The following is a 15,349-nucleotide window of genomic DNA, read 5'->3' as shown; positions in this document are numbered from 1 at the left end:
ATGGGGAACACCTCTCTGTTAGTCCAACAAGTCCAACACACCGAAGAAAGCGGCAGCCCGTGGGGGAAGCGGGCCGCGCGTCCGTCACCCGTGCGCGCCGTCGCCGGCACGTCCGAGGTAGGCCTCCTGCAGGCGCGGGTCGGCCGCCAGCACCGCCGGCTCGCCCGCCATCACCACCTGTCCGAGCTCGAGCACCGCCGCGTAGTGGGCGTTGGCCAGCGCCTTGCCGGTGTTCTGTTCCACCAGCAGCACGGTGAGGCCGTCGCGGTTGATCTCGCGCAGCAGTTCGAAGAGCTTGGCAACGAACAGCGGCGACAAACCCAGCGAGGGCTCGTCCAGCATGATCAGGCGCGGCCTGGCCAGCAGCGCGCGGCCGATGGCCAGCATCTGCTGCTCGCCGCCGGACAGGCAGGCGGCGGCCATGTGGCGGCGCTCGGCAAGGTTGGGGAAGCGGGCGTAGATGGCGTCCAGCTCCTGCTTCACCGCGGCGTGGTCCTTGCGCAGGTGGGCGCCCAGCATCAGGTTCTCCTCTATCGTCATGGTGATGAGGATGCGGCGGCCTTCCGGCACCAGCACGATGCCGCGCGCCACCCGCTCGCTGGGGCTGGCCAGGGTGATGTCGTCGCGGCCGAGCAGGATCTGGCCGTCCCTGGGCTTGACCATGCCGAGGATGGCGTTGAGCAGCGTGCTCTTGCCGGCGCCGTTGGCGCCCAGCACGGTGACGATCTTGCCTTCCTCGACCTTGAGGTTGACCTTGCGCAGCGCCTCGTTGCGACCGTAGGCGACGCTGAGATTCAGGATTTCCAGCATGTCATTCTTCCTCGCTGCCCAGGTAGGCCTCGCGCACCTGCGGTACCTGGCGCACTTCGTCCAGCGTGCCCTCGGCGATCTTGCGGCCGAAGTTGAGCACCACCACGTGCTCGCAGATTTCGCCGACGAAGGGCATGTCGTGCTCCACCACCAGCAAGCTGGTGCCGCGGCTGGCGAGCAGGCGCAGGTGGGCGAGCAGATCCTGGGTTTCGGTGGGGTTGAGGCCGGCGGCCGGTTCATCCAGCAGCAGCAGCGAAGGGCCGGCCAGCGTCGCCCGCACCAGGTCGATGCGCTTGCGGATGCCGTAGGCCAGCGCGCCCACCGTCTGCTGGGCGTAGGCGCCCAGGCCGCATTCGTCCAGCGCCTGCTGCGCCTCCTTCCACCAGCGGTGTTTCGGCATCAGGCGGAAGGGGCTGAACAGCGCGCCCAGGCCCTGCGCCCGCACATGCTGGCCGATCAGCAGGTTCTCGATCACCGTCAGATGCTGCATCAGGCGGATGTTCTGGAAGCTGCGCGCCACGCCGGCGTGGATGCGGCGGCGGGAAGGCACGCCGGTGATGTCCTGGCCATTCACCAGCACCGTGCCGGCGGTGGGCGTATACACGCCGGACACCAGGTTGAACACCGTGGTCTTGCCGGCGCCGTTGGGGCCGATCAGCGCGGTGGCCTTGCCGCGCGGGGCGGCGAAGCTGAGGTCGCCGATCACTTCCAGGCCACCGAAGGACTTGGACAGGCCGCGCACTTCCAGCGCGTAGTCACTGGCCGTGCTGCCGGCCGCGGAACCAGCCAGCGCGCCGGCATTGCCCAGGGTTGCCGTCGCGCTCATTGCTGCATTCCTTGCTTGCGGCCGCCCAGGCTGCGCAGCAGGGAGGCGGTGAGCAGCCCCTGCGGACGCAACAGCATCATCAGGATGATGAGCGCGGCGAAGATCACGTAGCGCCACTGGTCGCTGGCCCGCAGCGCTTCTGGCAGCAGGGTGAAGAACACCGCGCCCACCAGCGGCCCGAGTACCGTCTGGGTGCCGCCCAGCAGCACGTAGAGCACGGTGAACACGCTCAGCAGCACGTTGAAGTGCTGGGCTTCGATGAAGCTGTAGTGGTGCCCGTAGAGCGCACCGCCGAAGCCGGCGACCATGGCGCCGATGGCGAAAGCGGAGATCTGCATGCCGCGCACGTTCACGCCCATCAGGTCGGTCACCGTGGCGTCGTTCTTGATCGCGGTGAGGTAGAGGCCGTAGCGGGTGCGGGAAAGGAACACCATCAGCAGCACCACGCCGGCGGCGCAAGCCACCACCACCATGGGCGACACGTATTCATTCACCGGGTAGCCGGCGGCCGCGCCCACCACTTCCAGGTTGAGGAAGACCGCGGCGATGATCTGCCCCAGCGCGAAGGTCGCCAGCGCCAGGTAGATGCCGTGGGTGCGCAACACCGGCACCGCCACCACCGTCGCCAGCAGGCAGGAGGCGAGCGCGCCGGCCGGCACGCTGGACAGCATGGACCAGCCCAGCTCGTTGCTGAGGTAGGCCGAGGTGTAGGCGCCTATCGCCATGAAACCGGCGATGCCGAGGTTGAGCTGGCCGGCCGCCATCGGCAGATAGACCGAGTAGGCCGCGATGACGTTGAAGGCCAGGAAGACGAGAACGCCGGTCTGGTAGCCGCTCATTACAGTTTCTCCCGCGAGATCGGACGGCCCAGCAGGCCGGCGGGGCGTACGATCAGCACCAGCAGCAGGAAGCCGTACACCAGGATGTTCACAACGTCGGCACCGAAGAAGTAGATCGACAGCACCTCCACCAGGCCGATGAGCAGGCCGCCGACGATGGCGCCCCAGATCGAGCCCATGCCGCCGACGATCATCGCCGCCACGCCCTTGAAGCCGATGTTCTCGCCCATGAAGGGCGATACCTGGAGGTAGTTGAGCGCGAACAGGATGCCGCCGAGGGCGGTGAACACCGCGCTGAAGACGAAGACACAGGGCACCAGGCGGGCGAGGTTGATGCCGAGGATTTCCGCGGTGTCGCGGTTCTCGGCGATGGCGCGCAGGCGGCGGCCGGTGTTGGTGGTCTTGAGGAACCAGGACAGCCACAGCACCACGCCGACCGCGATCAGGAAGCTGATGAGCTGGGCGGTGCCGATGATGAGGCCGCCGAAGCGCAGATTGAAGTCGGGAATCAGCGCCGGGAAGGACTGCTGGTCCGAGCCCCACTTCACGATCACCAGGTTTTCCATCAGCACCAGGAAACCCAGCGAGCTCACCAGCGGCAGCTCCGGATCGGCGTTGCGCATCGGCTTGTAGGAGAGCTGCTCCACCAGCAGCGACACCGCGGCGGCGGCCAGCAGCGCCACCAGCATCGCCAGGCTCCAGTGCCAGCCGGCGCCGATCAGCGCCCAGGTCAGCACGCCACCGAGCATGAACAACCCCGGCAGGGAGAAGTTGAGGAAGTTCAGGATGCCTATGGCGAGCGTGAAGGAGACGGCGATCAAGACATAGATGCCCCCCAACATCAGCCCGTTAATCAGCTGTTGCCAGATCATACGATCCTCTCTCTGCGGGGAGCCGGTGCAGCGTCGAGGCTGCCCTTTTCCACCAGGGTGACTAACTTAATTTGCTTTATTGCAAAGCTATTTTTCCGTAACTATATCCGGGGAAAAGCCTCGGAGGAAAGGGGTAACAAGCTTTTTTTGCCCGGCCCCGGCAAGCCGGCCGGAAGCGCCCTTTTTTGGGGCGAAAGCGCATTTTCCGAGCCTCAATCCGGTGCATGCCGGAAGAATTTTCCGGCCGATTCCAGCCACCGTCTCGACAGGACGAAGCAGGCAAGACCCAACCGCTGGGGTGGCCTTTTGCACCGCACCAATGGCGGAATCAAAAGCCTTTCCGATCAAGGCGTTCAAGGGCCCACGGACGACGCCGATGGCATTAACTCCGCCCCAGCTGCGGCCTCGACATCCCTGTCTTATATAAGTGTTTTCCACAGTGCGGATGTTCACACTGCCCGCGCGCCATTGATGGGCAAATAATCCGCGGCTCCTGTAGAGGAGACATCCGTGGTCAAGAAAGCGATCTATCGTTCCCTGTACTTTCAGGTCATCGTCGCCATTACGATCGGCGTGCTGCTGGGGCACTTCTATCCGGAGACCGGCACCGCCATGAAGCCGCTGGGCGACGGCTTCATCAAGCTCATCAAGATGATCATCGCGCCGATCATCTTCTGTACCGTGGTCGTCGGCATCGCCGGCATGGAAGACATGAAGAAGGTGGGCAAGACGGGCGGCCTCGCCCTGCTCTACTTCGAAGTGGTCAGCTCCATCGCCCTCATCGTCGGCCTCGTCATCGTCAACGTGGTGAAGCCCGGCGTTGGCATGAACATCGACCCAGCCTCGCTGGACACCAAGGCCATCGCCTCCTACACCGCGCCGGGCGCGATGCAGAGCACCACCGACTTCCTGCTGCATGTGATTCCCAGCACGGTGGTGGATGCCTTCGCCAAGGGCGAGATCCTGCAGGTGCTGCTGTTCTCGGTGATGTTCGGCTTTGCCCTGCACCGCTTCGGCGGCCGCGGCACCCTGGTGTTCGACTTCATCGAGAAGTTCTCCCATGTGCTGTTCGGCATCGTCGGCTACATCATGAAGGTGGCCCCGATCGGCGCCTTCGGTGCGATGGCCTTCACCATCGGCAAGTACGGCGTCGGCACGCTGGCCGAGCTCGGCAAGCTGATGGCGACCTTCTACTTCACCTGCCTGGTCTTCATCTTCGGCGTGCTGGGCACCATCGCCCGCAGCCACGGCTTCTCGGTGTGGAAGCTGATCCGCTACATCAAGGAAGAACTGCTGATCGTGCTCGGCACCTCCTCCTCCGAGTCGGCGCTGCCGCGCATCATGGCCAAGATGGAGAACCTGGGCTGCAACAAGTCCACCGTTGGCCTGGTGATCCCCACCGGCTACTCCTTCAACCTCGACGGCACCTCCATCTACCTGACGATGGCGGCGGTGTTCATCGCCCAGGCCACCAACACGCCGATGGACATCACCCAGCAGGTCACCCTGCTGCTGGTGCTACTGCTGACCTCCAAGGGCGCGGCAGGCGTGACCGGCAGCGGCTTCATCGTGCTGGCGGCGACGCTGTCGGCAGTGGGCGGCATTCCGGTGGCCGGCCTGGCGCTGATCCTGGGCATAGACCGTTTCATGTCCGAAGCCCGCGCGCTGACCAATCTGATTGGCAACAGCGTGGCCACCATCGTCGTCGCCAAGTGGTGCAAGGAGCTGGACGAAGAGCGCCTGCAGGCCCACCTGAACAACGAGACCGAGGAAGAAGCCAGCTCGCCGGAAATGATCGTGCTCGACGCCGAGGAGTCCCACATGAACGTGGCGCGCCCGGAAGCCCGCTCGGCCTGAGCCCGCCCCCTACCCGATACCTACCCCGGAGTCGGCCCTGCGGTGCGCAAGCCCGCGGGGCCGATTTTCATTCGGGGCGGGAACGGGCCGCCGCTTGGCGGCACGGGACGCACCGCCCTTCCTGGGTACGCCGTCTACCAATTAGCGCATCCGCTCAACCCGCTTGGGCGTCGCAGCCCGCCCAGGACACCTCGGCGAAAGCCTCGGCCAGGAAGTCCAGCAGCACCCGCACCTTCAGCGACAGGTGTTTGCGCGAGGGATAAACCGCGTAGATGCCGAGCTCCGGCGGCGGGTAATCCAGCAGCACCGGCACCAGGCGGCCGGCGTGCAAGTCCTCGCCGATGAGAAAGGTGGGCAGTAGGGCGATGCCCTGGCCAGCCAGCGCCGCCGCGCGGCAGGTATCGCCGTTGTTAGCGCGCAGCCGCGGCCGCGTCAGCGCTTCCTCCTCGACGCCATCGCGCCGCCTCAGCCGCCACAGGTCGCCGAACTGGGAGTAGCTGTAGCCGATCACCGCATGCCGGGTGACATCCGCCAGCCGCTTCAGTTGACCGTGCTCGGCGAGATATTCCGGCGAGGCGCAGAACAGCACCCGGGTGCTCGCCAGCCGGCGCGACACCAGCGAGGAGTCCGCCATGCGGGTGATGCGCACCGCCATGTCGTAGCCTTCCTCCACCAGGTCCACCAGGCGGTCGTTCAGCGACACGTCCAGTTCGATGCCGGGATAGCGGGCGAGGAACTCACCCCACAGCGGCGCCAGGTGCCTGAGGCCGAAGGAAAAAGGCACGTTCACCCGCAGCTGGCCCACCGGCTGGCCGGTGACCGCGCCGACCGCGCCGTCCGCCTCCTCCACGTCGGCCAGGATCTGCTTGCTGCGGGCGTAGTAAGCGCGGCCTGCCTCGGTGAGCGACAGGCGGCGGGTGGTCCGCTGCAGCAGGCGGGCGCCCAGGCGGGCCTCCAACTCCTGCACGCTGCGAGACACCGCGGCCTTGGAGACGCGCAGCGTTTCACCGGCGCCGACGAAGCTGCCAGCCTCAACCACGGCGACGAAGGTTGCCATCTCACGGAATCTGTCCATGGGCAGAATTGTTTTCCTGTGCTTTACAGTCTGTCAAATCATCCTGCGTTTATCTCATCCATCAAAGTCAATAGAGTAGCGATTGTCCGCAGCGCCTTTCCTATGCTGCCTAGAACGGACACCTACGGAGACCCAGCCATGTCCGCCCCCGCCTTTCCCAGCCTGTTCATCTCGCACGGATCGCCGATGTTCGCCCTGCTGCCCGGCATTGCCGGCCCGGCGCTGCGCCGCCTGGGCGAAATCTTGCCGCGGCCGCGCGCCATCGTCGTGATGTCGCCACACTGGATGACGCGCAGCGCGGAAGTGCTGTCCGGCCCGGCGCCGGAAACCATCCATGACTTCGGCGGCTTCCCGGCCGAGCTGTACACCCTGTCCTACCCGGCGCCGGGTGCGCCCGGCGTGGCGGCGGAGGTCATCGGCCTGCTCGGTCGCCACGGCATTCCGGCGGTGGCCAACGATCGCGCCGGCCGCGACCACGGCGCCTGGGTGCCGCTGATGCACCTCTACCCAGAGGCCGACATCCCGCTACTGCAGGTGGCGCAGCCCGCCACCCGCTCGCCGGAGGTGGTGTTCGAGTTCGGCCGCGCGCTGGCGCCGCTGCGCGAGCAGGGCGTGCTGCTGATCGGCTCCGGCAGCCTCACCCACAACCTGTACGAGCTGCGGCGCGGCGACGAACGCGCGGACACCTACGCCACCGCCTTCGCCGATTGGATCTGGAACGCAATCGAGGCCGGCGACCTCGAAGCCTTGCTCGACTACCGCCGGCGGGCGCCGGAAGCCGTCCGCGCCCACCCGACGGACGAGCACCTGCTGCCGCTGTACTTCGCCATCGGCGCGGCCGGCAAGGATTGGCAGCAGGCGGCGCGCATCGCCGGCGGCGTCACCAACGGCGTGCTGTCCATGGACAGCTTCGCCTTCGGCCGCCACGCCACCGCCGGCAGCGAGACCGCGCCGCTGGCCGCCTGAGCCTCACCCCGAACAAGGACAACCATGAACAGCCTCGCTCCCCACGGCCCCGCCCGCTATACCCGCACCGCCATCTCGCTGCACTGGCTGATCGCCCTCGGCATCATCGGCATCTTCAGCCTCGGCCTGTACATGACCAGCCTGTCGCTGTCGCCCACCAAGCTCAAGCTCTACTCCTGGCACAAGTGGGCAGGTATCACCGTGTTCGTGCTGGCACTGGCCCGCCTCGCCTGGCGGCTGGGCCACCGGCCGCCGGAACTGCCGGCGAGCATGCCCGCGCTGATGCAACTGGCGGCGAACAGCGCCCATGTGGTGCTCTACATCCTGATGTTCGCAGTGCCGCTGAGCGGCTGGCTGATGAGCTCCGCCAAGGGTTTCCAGACTGTGTGGTTCGGCGTGCTACCGCTGCCGGACCTGGTGTCCAAGAACGCCGAACTGGGCGACCTGCTGGCCACCACCCACGCCTGGCTCAACTGGCTGCTCGCCGCCACCGTCGTCGGCCACGCCTGTGCGGCGCTGAAGCACCACTTCATCGACCGCGACGATGTCCTCACCCGCATGCTGCCGGGCGCCAAGGCCTGAGCCGCAAGCCAACGCAATCCGGCCGCCCCCCGGCGGTCACCCCCAGGAGAGTCAAGAATGAAAACGAGCACCCTGCGCCAGGCCACCCTCGCCGCCGTGCTGGGCCTGTCGGTCTTCACCCTGGCCGCGCCTGCCGCCCAGGCCGCCACCTTTGACCAGGTAAAGGCGGACGCCAGCCGCGTTGCCTTCACCTATCGCCAGATGGGCGTGGCGATGGACGGCAAGTTCAACAAGTTCGACGCCAGGCTCAACTTCGACCCGGCCAAGCCGGAAGCCGGCCAGGCCACGGTGGACATCGACGTCGCCAGCGTGGATGCCGGCTCGGATGAAGCCACCGCCGAAGTCACCGGCAAGACTTGGTTCGATGCCGCCAAGCATCCCAAGGCCAGCTTCAAGTCCAGCTCGGTGAAGGCCCTGGGCGGCAACCGCTACGAAGCCCTGGGCACGCTGACGATCAAGGGCCGCAGCCAGAACGTCACCGCGCCCTTCACCTTCGACCCGGCCAGCGGCGCCTTCGATGGCAGCTTTGTCATCAAGCGCGGCGACTTCGCCATCGGCGAAGGCGAATGGGCCGACTTCGGCATCGTCGCCAACGAGATCCAGGTGAAGTTCCACCTGCAGGCCGCGCACAAGTAAGGCGCCGCAGTCCCATCGCAGGGCTCCCAGCCCATCCTTTTTCCATCCCGCTGATCAAGCACACATCCGGAGAGAACCCATGAAAATGCTGACCCGTATCGCCCTCGCCACCCCGCTCGCCATCGCCCTGGCCGCGCCCGCCCTGGCCGCGCCGGAAACCTACGCCATCGACGGCAGCCACACCTTCCCGCGCTTCTCCTACAACCACCTGGGCTTCTCCAAGCAGCTGTCGCGCTTCAACAAGACCACCGGCACCGTGACCTTCGACAAGGCAGCCAAGACCGGCTCGGTGGACGTGACCATAGACACCACCTCGGTGGATACCGGCTTCCCCACCTTCGACGAGCACATCCAGGGGGCCGACTTCCTCGACACCGCCCAATTCCCCACCGCCACCTTCAAGTCCACCTCGGTGCGCTTCGAGGGCGACAAGCCGGTGGAAGTGGTCGGCAACCTGACGCTGAAGGGCGTGACCAAGCCGGTGACGCTGACCGTCACCTCCTTCCAGGCCATTCCGCATCCGATGCTGAAGAAGGACGCGCTGGGCGCCAACGCCACCGCCGTCATCAAGCGCAGCGACTTCGGCGCCGGCAAGTACGTGCCTTACGTGGGCGACGAAGTGACGCTGGACATCGCCATCGAAGCGATCAAGCAGTAAGCCGCCTCTTCCCGCCCCTGCGCGGGTAAGACAATCAAGGCGCCGTCTCGCCATTCACCGGTGGCGGGCGGCGCCTTGTCATTGCAGGGGCCGCTGCGCAAAATGCCGCCTTCCGCCCATTCCGGGTGCCGCACCGGCCACCATCCAGACGACATGTCCCTATTCGAACAGCACCCGCTACGCCAGACCCTCAACGACGAAGTCCACGCCCGCCCGCCGGTGCCGCTGGATACGCCGGAGTTCGTCACCTACCTCGCCTTCCTGCACCACGAAGGCAGCGCCGGGCGCGAGGCCGCCCACCTGGCCGCGCTCGCCGAACAGCTGGGCGTGGAAGCACCGGCGGTGGATTCCGGCCACGTCTTCCTCGACGGCGGCGGTTTCCGGCTGAAGTGGGAGCGCCACAACGAGTTCTCCAGCTACACCTTCTTCCGCCGCATCCAGCCGGGCGACACCGACGACGAGCATGCCCTGCTGGCGGTGCCCGCCGCCTGGCGCAAGGCCATCCCTGGCCGCCTGATCACCGCCACCCACATCGAGCTGCGCGGCGTGGCCGAGATCGCGCCGGAGAGCGTCACCCAGGCGGTTTCGCCGCGCGGCGAAACGCTGGTGGCCGCGCAGGTGGCCGGCGGCAGCGGCTGGGTGTTCACCGACTTCCAGATCAAGGACGGCTTTTCCCGCTTCCTGCTGCTGGATGCCGGGCTCACCCCACGCCAGGCCGGCCGCACGGTGCAGCGCCTGGTCGAGATCGAGACCTACCGGGTGATGGCGCTGCTCGCCTTCCCGGTCGCCAAGGAAGTCGGCCGCCTGCTCTCCCGCGCCGAAGACGAACTGGCCAATCTGATGGACAGCATGGGCGAGGCCCGCAGCTCCGAGGACGACCGCAAGGTGCTGGGCCGCCTGACCAAGCTCGCCGCCGACGTCGAGCGCTCGGTGGCGCGCACCACCTTCCGCTTCGGCGCCGCAGCGGCGTACTACCGGCTGGTCGGCCAGCGCATCGAGGAACTGCGCGAGACGCGCTACGACGGCTTCCCCACCATAGACGAGTTCATGCAGCGCCGGCTGGCGCCCGCCATCGCCACCTGCGCCACCATCGCCCGCCGCCAGGAAGACCTCTCCGGCCGTATCGCCCGCAACTCCCAGCTGCTGCGCACCCGGGTCGACATCGAACTGGAGCGGCAGAACCAGGAGCTGCTGGCGCAGATGAACCGCCGCGCCAAGATCCAGCTGCACCTGCAGGAAACGGTGGAAGGGCTGTCGGTGGTCGCCATCACCTACTACGCCTCGCAGCTGGTGAACTACGTCGCCAAGGGCGCCAAGGACATCATCCTGCCGGCCACGCCGGAGATCATCACCGCCGTCTCCATCCCGGTCATCGCCTGTCTGGTGGCGCTGGGCCTGCGCCGCATGCGCAAGGCGCTGACCGCCGAGGATGGCGGCGGCCACTGAGCGCCGCCCCGGGACCGCCCGCTCACCAAGCAGGGCAAGCCGTGCCCGCCTGCACCGCCGGACCGCAGCCGGCCGGCGGGCACGCTGGCCTATAATCGCGTTTTACCCAGAAGGGACTCCGCCATCGTGGCCAAGCCGCTTTTCGAATCCTCCATCAAGAGCCTGCCGCTGCTCGGCCGCGGCAAGGTGCGCGACATCTACGCCGTCGGCGACGACAAGCTCCTCATCGTCACCAGCGACCGCCTCTCCGCCTTCGACGTCATCCTGCCCAACCCCATCACCGACAAGGGCCGGGTGCTCACCGCGATGGCCAACTTCTGGTTCGAGCGCCTGGGCCACATCGTGCCCAACCAGCTCACCGGCATCGCCCCCGAAACCGTGGTGACGGCCGAAGAGCGCGAGCAGGTCGCGGGCCGCGCGCTGGTAGTCAAACGCCTGGCGCCGCTGCCCATCGAGGCGGTGGTGCGCGGCTATGTGATCGGCTCCGGCTGGAAGGACTACCAGGACACCGGCGCCATCTGCGGCATCGCCCTGCCCGCCGGCCTGGCCCAGGCCGCCAAGCTGCCCGCGCCCATCTTCACCCCGGCGTCCAAGGCCGACGTCGGCGACCACGACGAGAACATTTCCTTCGAACAGGCCCAGGCCCGCTGCGACACAGTGCTGAAAGACGTGCTGGCCGGCACCGGCAAGACCGGCGCCCAGCTCGCCACCGAAGCCCGCGACGCCGCCATCGCCCTCTACACCCAGGCGGCCGACTACGCCGCCAGCCGCGGCATCATCATCGCCGACACCAAGTTCGAGTTCGGCGTGGATGCCGCCGGCACCCTGCACCTGATCGACGAGGCGCTGACGCCGGATTCCTCCCGCTTCTGGCCCGCCGACAGCTACCGCGAAGGCATCAGCCCGCCGTCCTACGACAAGCAGTACGTGCGCGACTACCTGGAAACCCTGGACTGGAACAAGAAGGCGCCCGGCCCCCAGTTGCCGCCCGAGGTGGTCGAGCGCACCGCCGCCAAGTACCGCGAAGCCTACGAAAAGCTCACCGGCCGCAGCCTGGCCTGAGCCCAGCCCGGCGGGAGCCCGCGCTCCCGCCGCAAGGGTGCTCCGCTGCGGCGTGGCAGCCCTTCATCGGCGGCCCCCGGCCGCCGCATCAGGGGATTCCCTCATCGCCCGGCCGACCAATGACGGTCGCCAAAGCGTCCAAGTCGACCTAACCTGAAAAGCAACCCGAGACCGCCCTGCACGGCGGGGATGGTGAGCGGTGCCACCAGCCAACGGAGGTTGCCATGGACAAGCCCTACCACTCATCGCTGGATCATCACTTCCAGCTTCCCCAGGTCCGCACGGTCGCCGTTTCGCGCCCCCTGCTGTGGTTGCGGCTGGGCCTGCAGGACATGCGCGACAGCCCGGGCGCCAGCCTGAGCTATGGCCTCATCCTCGCCGCCATCGGCTACATGATCCTGGCCTACGCGGCCTCCATGCCCTACCTCTTCACTGCCGCCATCTCCGGCTTCTTCCTGATCGGACCGCTGGCCGCAGCCGGGCTGTACGAGATCTCCCGCCGGCAGGACGGCGGCGAGCGGGTCAGCTTCAGCCGCTCACTCAAGGGGCTGACCCGGCATGGCGACAGCCTGCTCTACTTCGGCGTGTTCCTGGCGCTGGCGCTGATCGGCTGGGAGCGGATCTCCGCCATCCTGTTCGCCCTGTTCTATCACGACGTGGTGCCGGACCTGAGCGACTTCTACCGCACGGTGTTCTTTTCCGGCGAATACACCCACTTCGTCGTCTCCTACCTGGTGGTGGGCGGTGCGCTGGCAGCGGTGATCTACGCCCTGTCGGCCATCGCCATTCCGATGCTGATAGACCGCGAGGTGGACGCCATCACCGCCGCCATGACCAGCGCCCGGGCAGTCGGCGTGAATCTGGGCGCCATGGCCCTGTGGGCGGTGATCATCGTCGCCACGGTGGCGATAGGCTTCGCCACCATGATGATAGGGCTGGTGGTAGTGCTGCCCCTGCTCGGCCATGCCACCTGGCACGCTTACAAGGACATGGTCGGATAGGCCGCTCGCCCCGCGCCGCACCTGCAAACCGGGCGCGGCGCGATTGCTTTTGCCAAGGGCGCCCATAGCGGCGCCCTTCGCGCTTTTTGGGCACAATAGCCGCGTTACCGACCAGCAGGACGATCCAGACATCATGAGCCAGACATCGAACGCCCAGAACCCGCTGCTCGACTTCTCCGGATTCCCCCGCTTCAGCGACGCCCGCCCGGAGCACGTGGCCCCCGCGGTGCGCGGCCTGCTCGAAGAGAACCGCGCACTGATCGCCCGCCTCACCGCCGATACCGCCGCGCCCACCTGGGCCAACTTCGTCGAACCGATGAACGAGGCCGGCGAACGCCTGGGCCGCGCCTGGGGCGTGGTCGGCCACCTGCACAGCGTGATGGACGTGCCCGAGTGGCGCGAGGCCTACAACGAAATGCTGCCCGAGGTCTCCCGCTTCTACGCCGAAGTCGGCCAGAACCTCGCCCTTTTCCACAAATTCAAGGCCCTGCACGACGGCCCGGAATACGCCACCCTGTCGCCGGTGCGCCAGCGCATCCTGGACAACGAACTGCGCGACTTCCGCCTCTCCGGCGCCGAGCTGCCGGACGAAGTGAAGCCCCGCTTCCAGGAAATCCAGGAAGAGCAATCCCAGCTCGGTGCCAAGTTCTCCGAGAACATCCTCGATGCCACCAACGCGCACAGCGAATGGGTCAGCGATGAAGCCGGCCTCGCCGGCATCCCGGAAGATGCCCGCGCCGCCGCCCGTGCCGCGGCGGAGAAGGAAGGCAAGCCGGGCTGGAAGTTCACCCTGCACATGCCCTCCTACCTGCCGGTGCTGCAGTATGCCGACGACCGCGGCCTGCGCGAGCGCATGTACCGCGCCTACGCCACCCGCGCCTCCGAGGCCGGCAAGCCGGAATGGGACAACGGCCCGCTGATCGGCAAGATCCTCGCCCTGCGCGAGGAAGAAGCCCAGTTGCTGGGCTACCGCAACTTCGCCGAGGTCTCGCTGGTGCCCAAGATGGCGGACACGCCGGAACAGGTGCTCGCCTTCCTGCGCGACCTCGCCGCCAAGGCCAAGCCCTTCGCCGAACGCGACCTCGCCGAGCTGAAGGCCTTCGCCGCCAAGGAGCTGGGCCTGGCCGAGCTCTTCCCCTGGGATGTGGCCTACGCCTCCGAGAAGCTGCGCCAGGCGCGCTACGCCTTCTCCGAGCAAGAGGTGAAGCAGTACTTCCCCGAGCCCAAGGTGCTGGATGGGCTGTTCGGCGTCATCCGCACCCTGTACAAGGTGGACATCCTCCCGGACGAGGCGCCCAAGTGGGATCCGGACGTGCGCTTCTTCCGCATCGAGAAGGAAGGCGAGCTGGTCGGCCACTTCTACCTCGACCTCCACGCCCGCGAAACCAAGCGCGGCGGCGCCTGGATGGACTCCGCCCGCAGCCGCCACCGCCGCCCGGCCGGCGGCATGGAAACGCCGGTGGCCTACCTGGTGTGCAACTTCCCCGGCCCGGTCAATGGCAAGCCCGCCACCTTCACCCACGACGACGTGCTCACCCTGTTCCACGAGTGCGGCCACGGCCTGCACCACCTGCTGACCAAGGTGGAAGAACTGGCCGTGTCCGGCATCCACGGCGTGGAGTGGGACGCGGTGGAACTGCCCAGCCAGTTCATGGAGAACTTCTGCTGGGAATGGGACGTGCTGTCCGGCATGACCGCCCATGTCGATACCGGCGAGCCGCTGCCCCGCGCGCTCTACGACAAGATGATCGCCGCCAAGAACTTCCAGAGCGGCATGCAGACGGTACGCCAGCTGGAATTCTCGATGTTCGACCTGCGCATCCATAGCGACATCGTCGCCGGCGGCCAGCCGGTACCGATGGAAAAGGTGTTCGGCGTGCTGGATGAAGTGCGACGAGAGGTGGCAGTACTGTTCCCGCCGGCCTGGCACCGCTTCCCCAACAGCTTCTCCCACATCTTTGCCGGCGGCTACGCGGCCGGCTACTACAGCTACAAGTGGGCGGAGGTGCTGTCGGCGGACGCCTTCGAAGCCTTCGAGGAGGCCGGCGCCGGCAAGGGCAGCCTGCTGGACGCGGAAACCGGCGCCCGCTTCTGGCGCGAGATCCTCGCCGTCGGCGGCAGCCGGCCGGCGCTGGAATCCTTCAAGGCCTTCCGCGGCCGCGAACCGAAGGTGGATGCGCTGCTGCGCCACAACGGCATGGTGGAAGCGTGAGCGCCGGCCGGTTGTGGCAGGGGCTGGCCGCCGTCGTGCTGGCCGCGGCCAGCGCCGGCGCCCTGGCGCAGGCGCCCACCACCTACCGCTGGGTGGACAGCAACGGCCGGGTGAACTACTCCGACCAGCCACCGCCGGCCAGCATCCACAAGCTCGACGAGAAGCGCTACGGCGGCGCCCCCGCCGCCGACACTACGCCTTCCTACGCGGTGCGGCAGGCGATGGCCAACTTCCCGGTGGCGGTGTTCGTCACCCAGGACTGCCAGGCGCCTTGCAACCTGGCGCGCGACCTGCTGAAGCGCCGCGGCATCCCCTTCCAGGAACACAAGCTGGAGAGTACCGAGGAGGTGCAGGCGTATCGTGAGCTGTTCGGCACGCCCGAGCAGGTGCCGGCGATCACCATAGGCCGCATGAACTTCAAGGGCTACGAGACCACCGCCTGGGAGAAGATGCTGGATGACGCCGGCTATCCCAAGTCGGCGGCGGCGGTTCCACGCTGATCGAGCC

General features: G+C 67.3%; 15 protein-coding genes. 10 read left to right on the top strand and 5 right to left on the bottom strand.

All coding sequences use genetic code 11. From position 1 onward, the window contains the following. Positions 1-84: 84 nt before the first annotated feature. From C7389_RS21640 to C7389_RS21625, 4 genes are read right to left on the bottom strand one after another with little or no spacing between them, the layout of a single operon-like run. Positions 85-810 (bottom strand): ABC transporter ATP-binding protein, encoded by a 726-nt coding sequence (locus C7389_RS21640; RefSeq protein WP_133594746.1) that lies wholly within the window; start codon positions 808-810, stop codon positions 85-87. Position 811: 1 nt separating this feature from the next. Beyond that, on the bottom strand, positions 812-1,636 hold the full coding sequence (locus C7389_RS21635; protein WP_133594745.1) for an ABC transporter ATP-binding protein: 825 nt from the start codon (positions 1,634-1,636) through the stop codon (positions 812-814). Further along, positions 1,633-2,475 (bottom strand): branched-chain amino acid ABC transporter permease, encoded by an 843-nt coding sequence (locus C7389_RS21630; RefSeq protein ID WP_133594744.1) that lies wholly within the window; start codon positions 2,473-2,475, stop codon positions 1,633-1,635. Before C7389_RS21630 ends, C7389_RS21635 begins: the two co-directional genes overlap by 4 nt. Further along, the gene (locus C7389_RS21625) at positions 2,475-3,347 is read right to left on the bottom strand and encodes a branched-chain amino acid ABC transporter permease (protein ID WP_133594743.1); all 873 of its coding nucleotides are present in this window, start codon (positions 3,345-3,347) and stop codon (positions 2,475-2,477) included. The genes C7389_RS21630 and C7389_RS21625 overlap by 1 nt, the downstream gene beginning before the upstream one ends. A gap of 510 nt (positions 3,348-3,857) precedes the next feature. Between C7389_RS21625 and C7389_RS21620 the strand changes: the two genes are divergently transcribed. Then, positions 3,858-5,204 carry a dicarboxylate/amino acid:cation symporter gene (locus C7389_RS21620; RefSeq protein ID WP_133594742.1) on the top strand — a complete coding sequence of 449 codons (1,347 nt, stop codon included), beginning with the start codon at positions 3,858-3,860 and terminating at the stop codon, positions 5,202-5,204. A 154-nt stretch (positions 5,205-5,358) separates the two neighbouring features. Here the strand turns inward: C7389_RS21620 and C7389_RS21615 are convergent, their stop codons facing one another. Further along, a complete protein-coding gene (locus C7389_RS21615; protein ID WP_133594741.1) occupies positions 5,359-6,279 on the bottom strand; it encodes a LysR family transcriptional regulator in 921 nt (306 codons plus the stop codon). 138 nt (positions 6,280-6,417) lie between these two features. Between C7389_RS21615 and C7389_RS21610 the strand changes: the two genes are divergently transcribed. From C7389_RS21610 to C7389_RS21570, 9 genes are all read left to right on the top strand, one after another. Continuing rightward, entirely contained in the window at positions 6,418-7,245 is an 828-nt protein-coding gene (locus C7389_RS21610; protein ID WP_133594740.1) for a DODA-type extradiol aromatic ring-opening family dioxygenase, read from the top strand. A 24-nt stretch (positions 7,246-7,269) separates the two neighbouring features. Next, positions 7,270-7,827, top strand: a complete 558-nt coding sequence (locus tag C7389_RS21605) for a cytochrome b (RefSeq protein ID WP_133594739.1) — start codon at positions 7,270-7,272, stop codon at positions 7,825-7,827. Between the two features lie 57 nt (positions 7,828-7,884). Then, positions 7,885-8,463, top strand: coding sequence for a YceI family protein (locus tag C7389_RS21600; protein ID WP_133594738.1), 579 nt, complete (start codon positions 7,885-7,887; stop codon positions 8,461-8,463). A 79-nt stretch (positions 8,464-8,542) separates the two neighbouring features. Continuing rightward, complete coding sequence (locus tag C7389_RS21595) at positions 8,543-9,121, top strand: YceI family protein (protein ID WP_133594737.1); 579 nt, start codon at positions 8,543-8,545, stop codon at positions 9,119-9,121. 153 nt (positions 9,122-9,274) lie between these two features. Further along, on the top strand, positions 9,275-10,567 hold the full coding sequence (locus tag C7389_RS21590) for a DUF3422 family protein (RefSeq protein ID WP_133594736.1): 1,293 nt from the start codon (positions 9,275-9,277) through the stop codon (positions 10,565-10,567). A 126-nt stretch (positions 10,568-10,693) separates the two neighbouring features. Further along, positions 10,694-11,629: a phosphoribosylaminoimidazolesuccinocarboxamide synthase gene (locus tag C7389_RS21585; protein WP_133594735.1), complete on the top strand. Its 936-nt coding sequence runs from the start codon at positions 10,694-10,696 to the stop codon at positions 11,627-11,629. Positions 11,630-11,853: 224 nt separating this feature from the next. Further along, on the top strand, positions 11,854-12,630 hold the full coding sequence (locus tag C7389_RS21580) for a DUF2189 domain-containing protein (RefSeq protein WP_133594734.1): 777 nt from the start codon (positions 11,854-11,856) through the stop codon (positions 12,628-12,630). A gap of 133 nt (positions 12,631-12,763) precedes the next feature. Next, the gene (locus tag C7389_RS21575; protein ID WP_133594733.1) at positions 12,764-14,842 is read left to right on the top strand and encodes a M3 family metallopeptidase; all 2,079 of its coding nucleotides are present in this window, start codon (positions 12,764-12,766) and stop codon (positions 14,840-14,842) included. Continuing rightward, positions 14,839-15,342, top strand: coding sequence for a DUF4124 domain-containing protein (locus C7389_RS21570; RefSeq protein WP_162851805.1), 504 nt, complete (start codon positions 14,839-14,841; stop codon positions 15,340-15,342). The genes C7389_RS21575 and C7389_RS21570 overlap by 4 nt, the downstream gene beginning before the upstream one ends. Positions 15,343-15,349 lie beyond the last annotated feature (7 nt).

The organism is Azoarcus indigens (assembly GCF_004361735.1).
In the GTDB taxonomy this organism is placed as follows: Bacteria; Pseudomonadota; Gammaproteobacteria; order Burkholderiales; family Rhodocyclaceae; genus Azoarcus; species Azoarcus indigens.
The sequence above is the reverse complement of the archived record's forward strand: the minus strand, read 5'-3'. Positions and strand labels throughout refer to the sequence as shown.

Excerpts from the sequence above, each read along its gene's own strand:
- C7389_RS21625 (WP_133594743.1), bottom strand. The coding sequence starts at position 3,347 with ATGATCTGGCAACAGCTGATTAACGGGCTGATGTTGGGGGGCATCTAT.
- C7389_RS21630 (WP_133594744.1), bottom strand. The coding sequence starts at position 2,475 with ATGAGCGGCTACCAGACCGGCGTTCTCGTCTTCCTGGCCTTCAACGTC.
- C7389_RS21640 (WP_133594746.1), bottom strand. The coding sequence starts at position 810 with ATGCTGGAAATCCTGAATCTCAGCGTCGCCTACGGTCGCAACGAGGCG.
- C7389_RS21635 (WP_133594745.1), bottom strand. The coding sequence starts at position 1,636 with ATGAGCGCGACGGCAACCCTGGGCAATGCCGGCGCGCTGGCTGGTTCC.
- C7389_RS21610 (WP_133594740.1), top strand. The coding sequence starts at position 6,418 with ATGTCCGCCCCCGCCTTTCCCAGCCTGTTCATCTCGCACGGATCGCCG.
- C7389_RS21595 (WP_133594737.1), top strand. The coding sequence starts at position 8,543 with ATGAAAATGCTGACCCGTATCGCCCTCGCCACCCCGCTCGCCATCGCC.
- C7389_RS21600 (WP_133594738.1), top strand. The coding sequence starts at position 7,885 with ATGAAAACGAGCACCCTGCGCCAGGCCACCCTCGCCGCCGTGCTGGGC.
- C7389_RS21580 (WP_133594734.1), top strand. The coding sequence starts at position 11,854 with ATGGACAAGCCCTACCACTCATCGCTGGATCATCACTTCCAGCTTCCC.
- C7389_RS21575 (WP_133594733.1), top strand. The coding sequence starts at position 12,764 with ATGAGCCAGACATCGAACGCCCAGAACCCGCTGCTCGACTTCTCCGGA.
- C7389_RS21615 (WP_133594741.1), bottom strand. The coding sequence starts at position 6,279 with ATGGACAGATTCCGTGAGATGGCAACCTTCGTCGCCGTGGTTGAGGCT.
- C7389_RS21590 (WP_133594736.1), top strand. The coding sequence starts at position 9,275 with ATGTCCCTATTCGAACAGCACCCGCTACGCCAGACCCTCAACGACGAA.
- C7389_RS21605 (WP_133594739.1), top strand. The coding sequence starts at position 7,270 with ATGAACAGCCTCGCTCCCCACGGCCCCGCCCGCTATACCCGCACCGCC.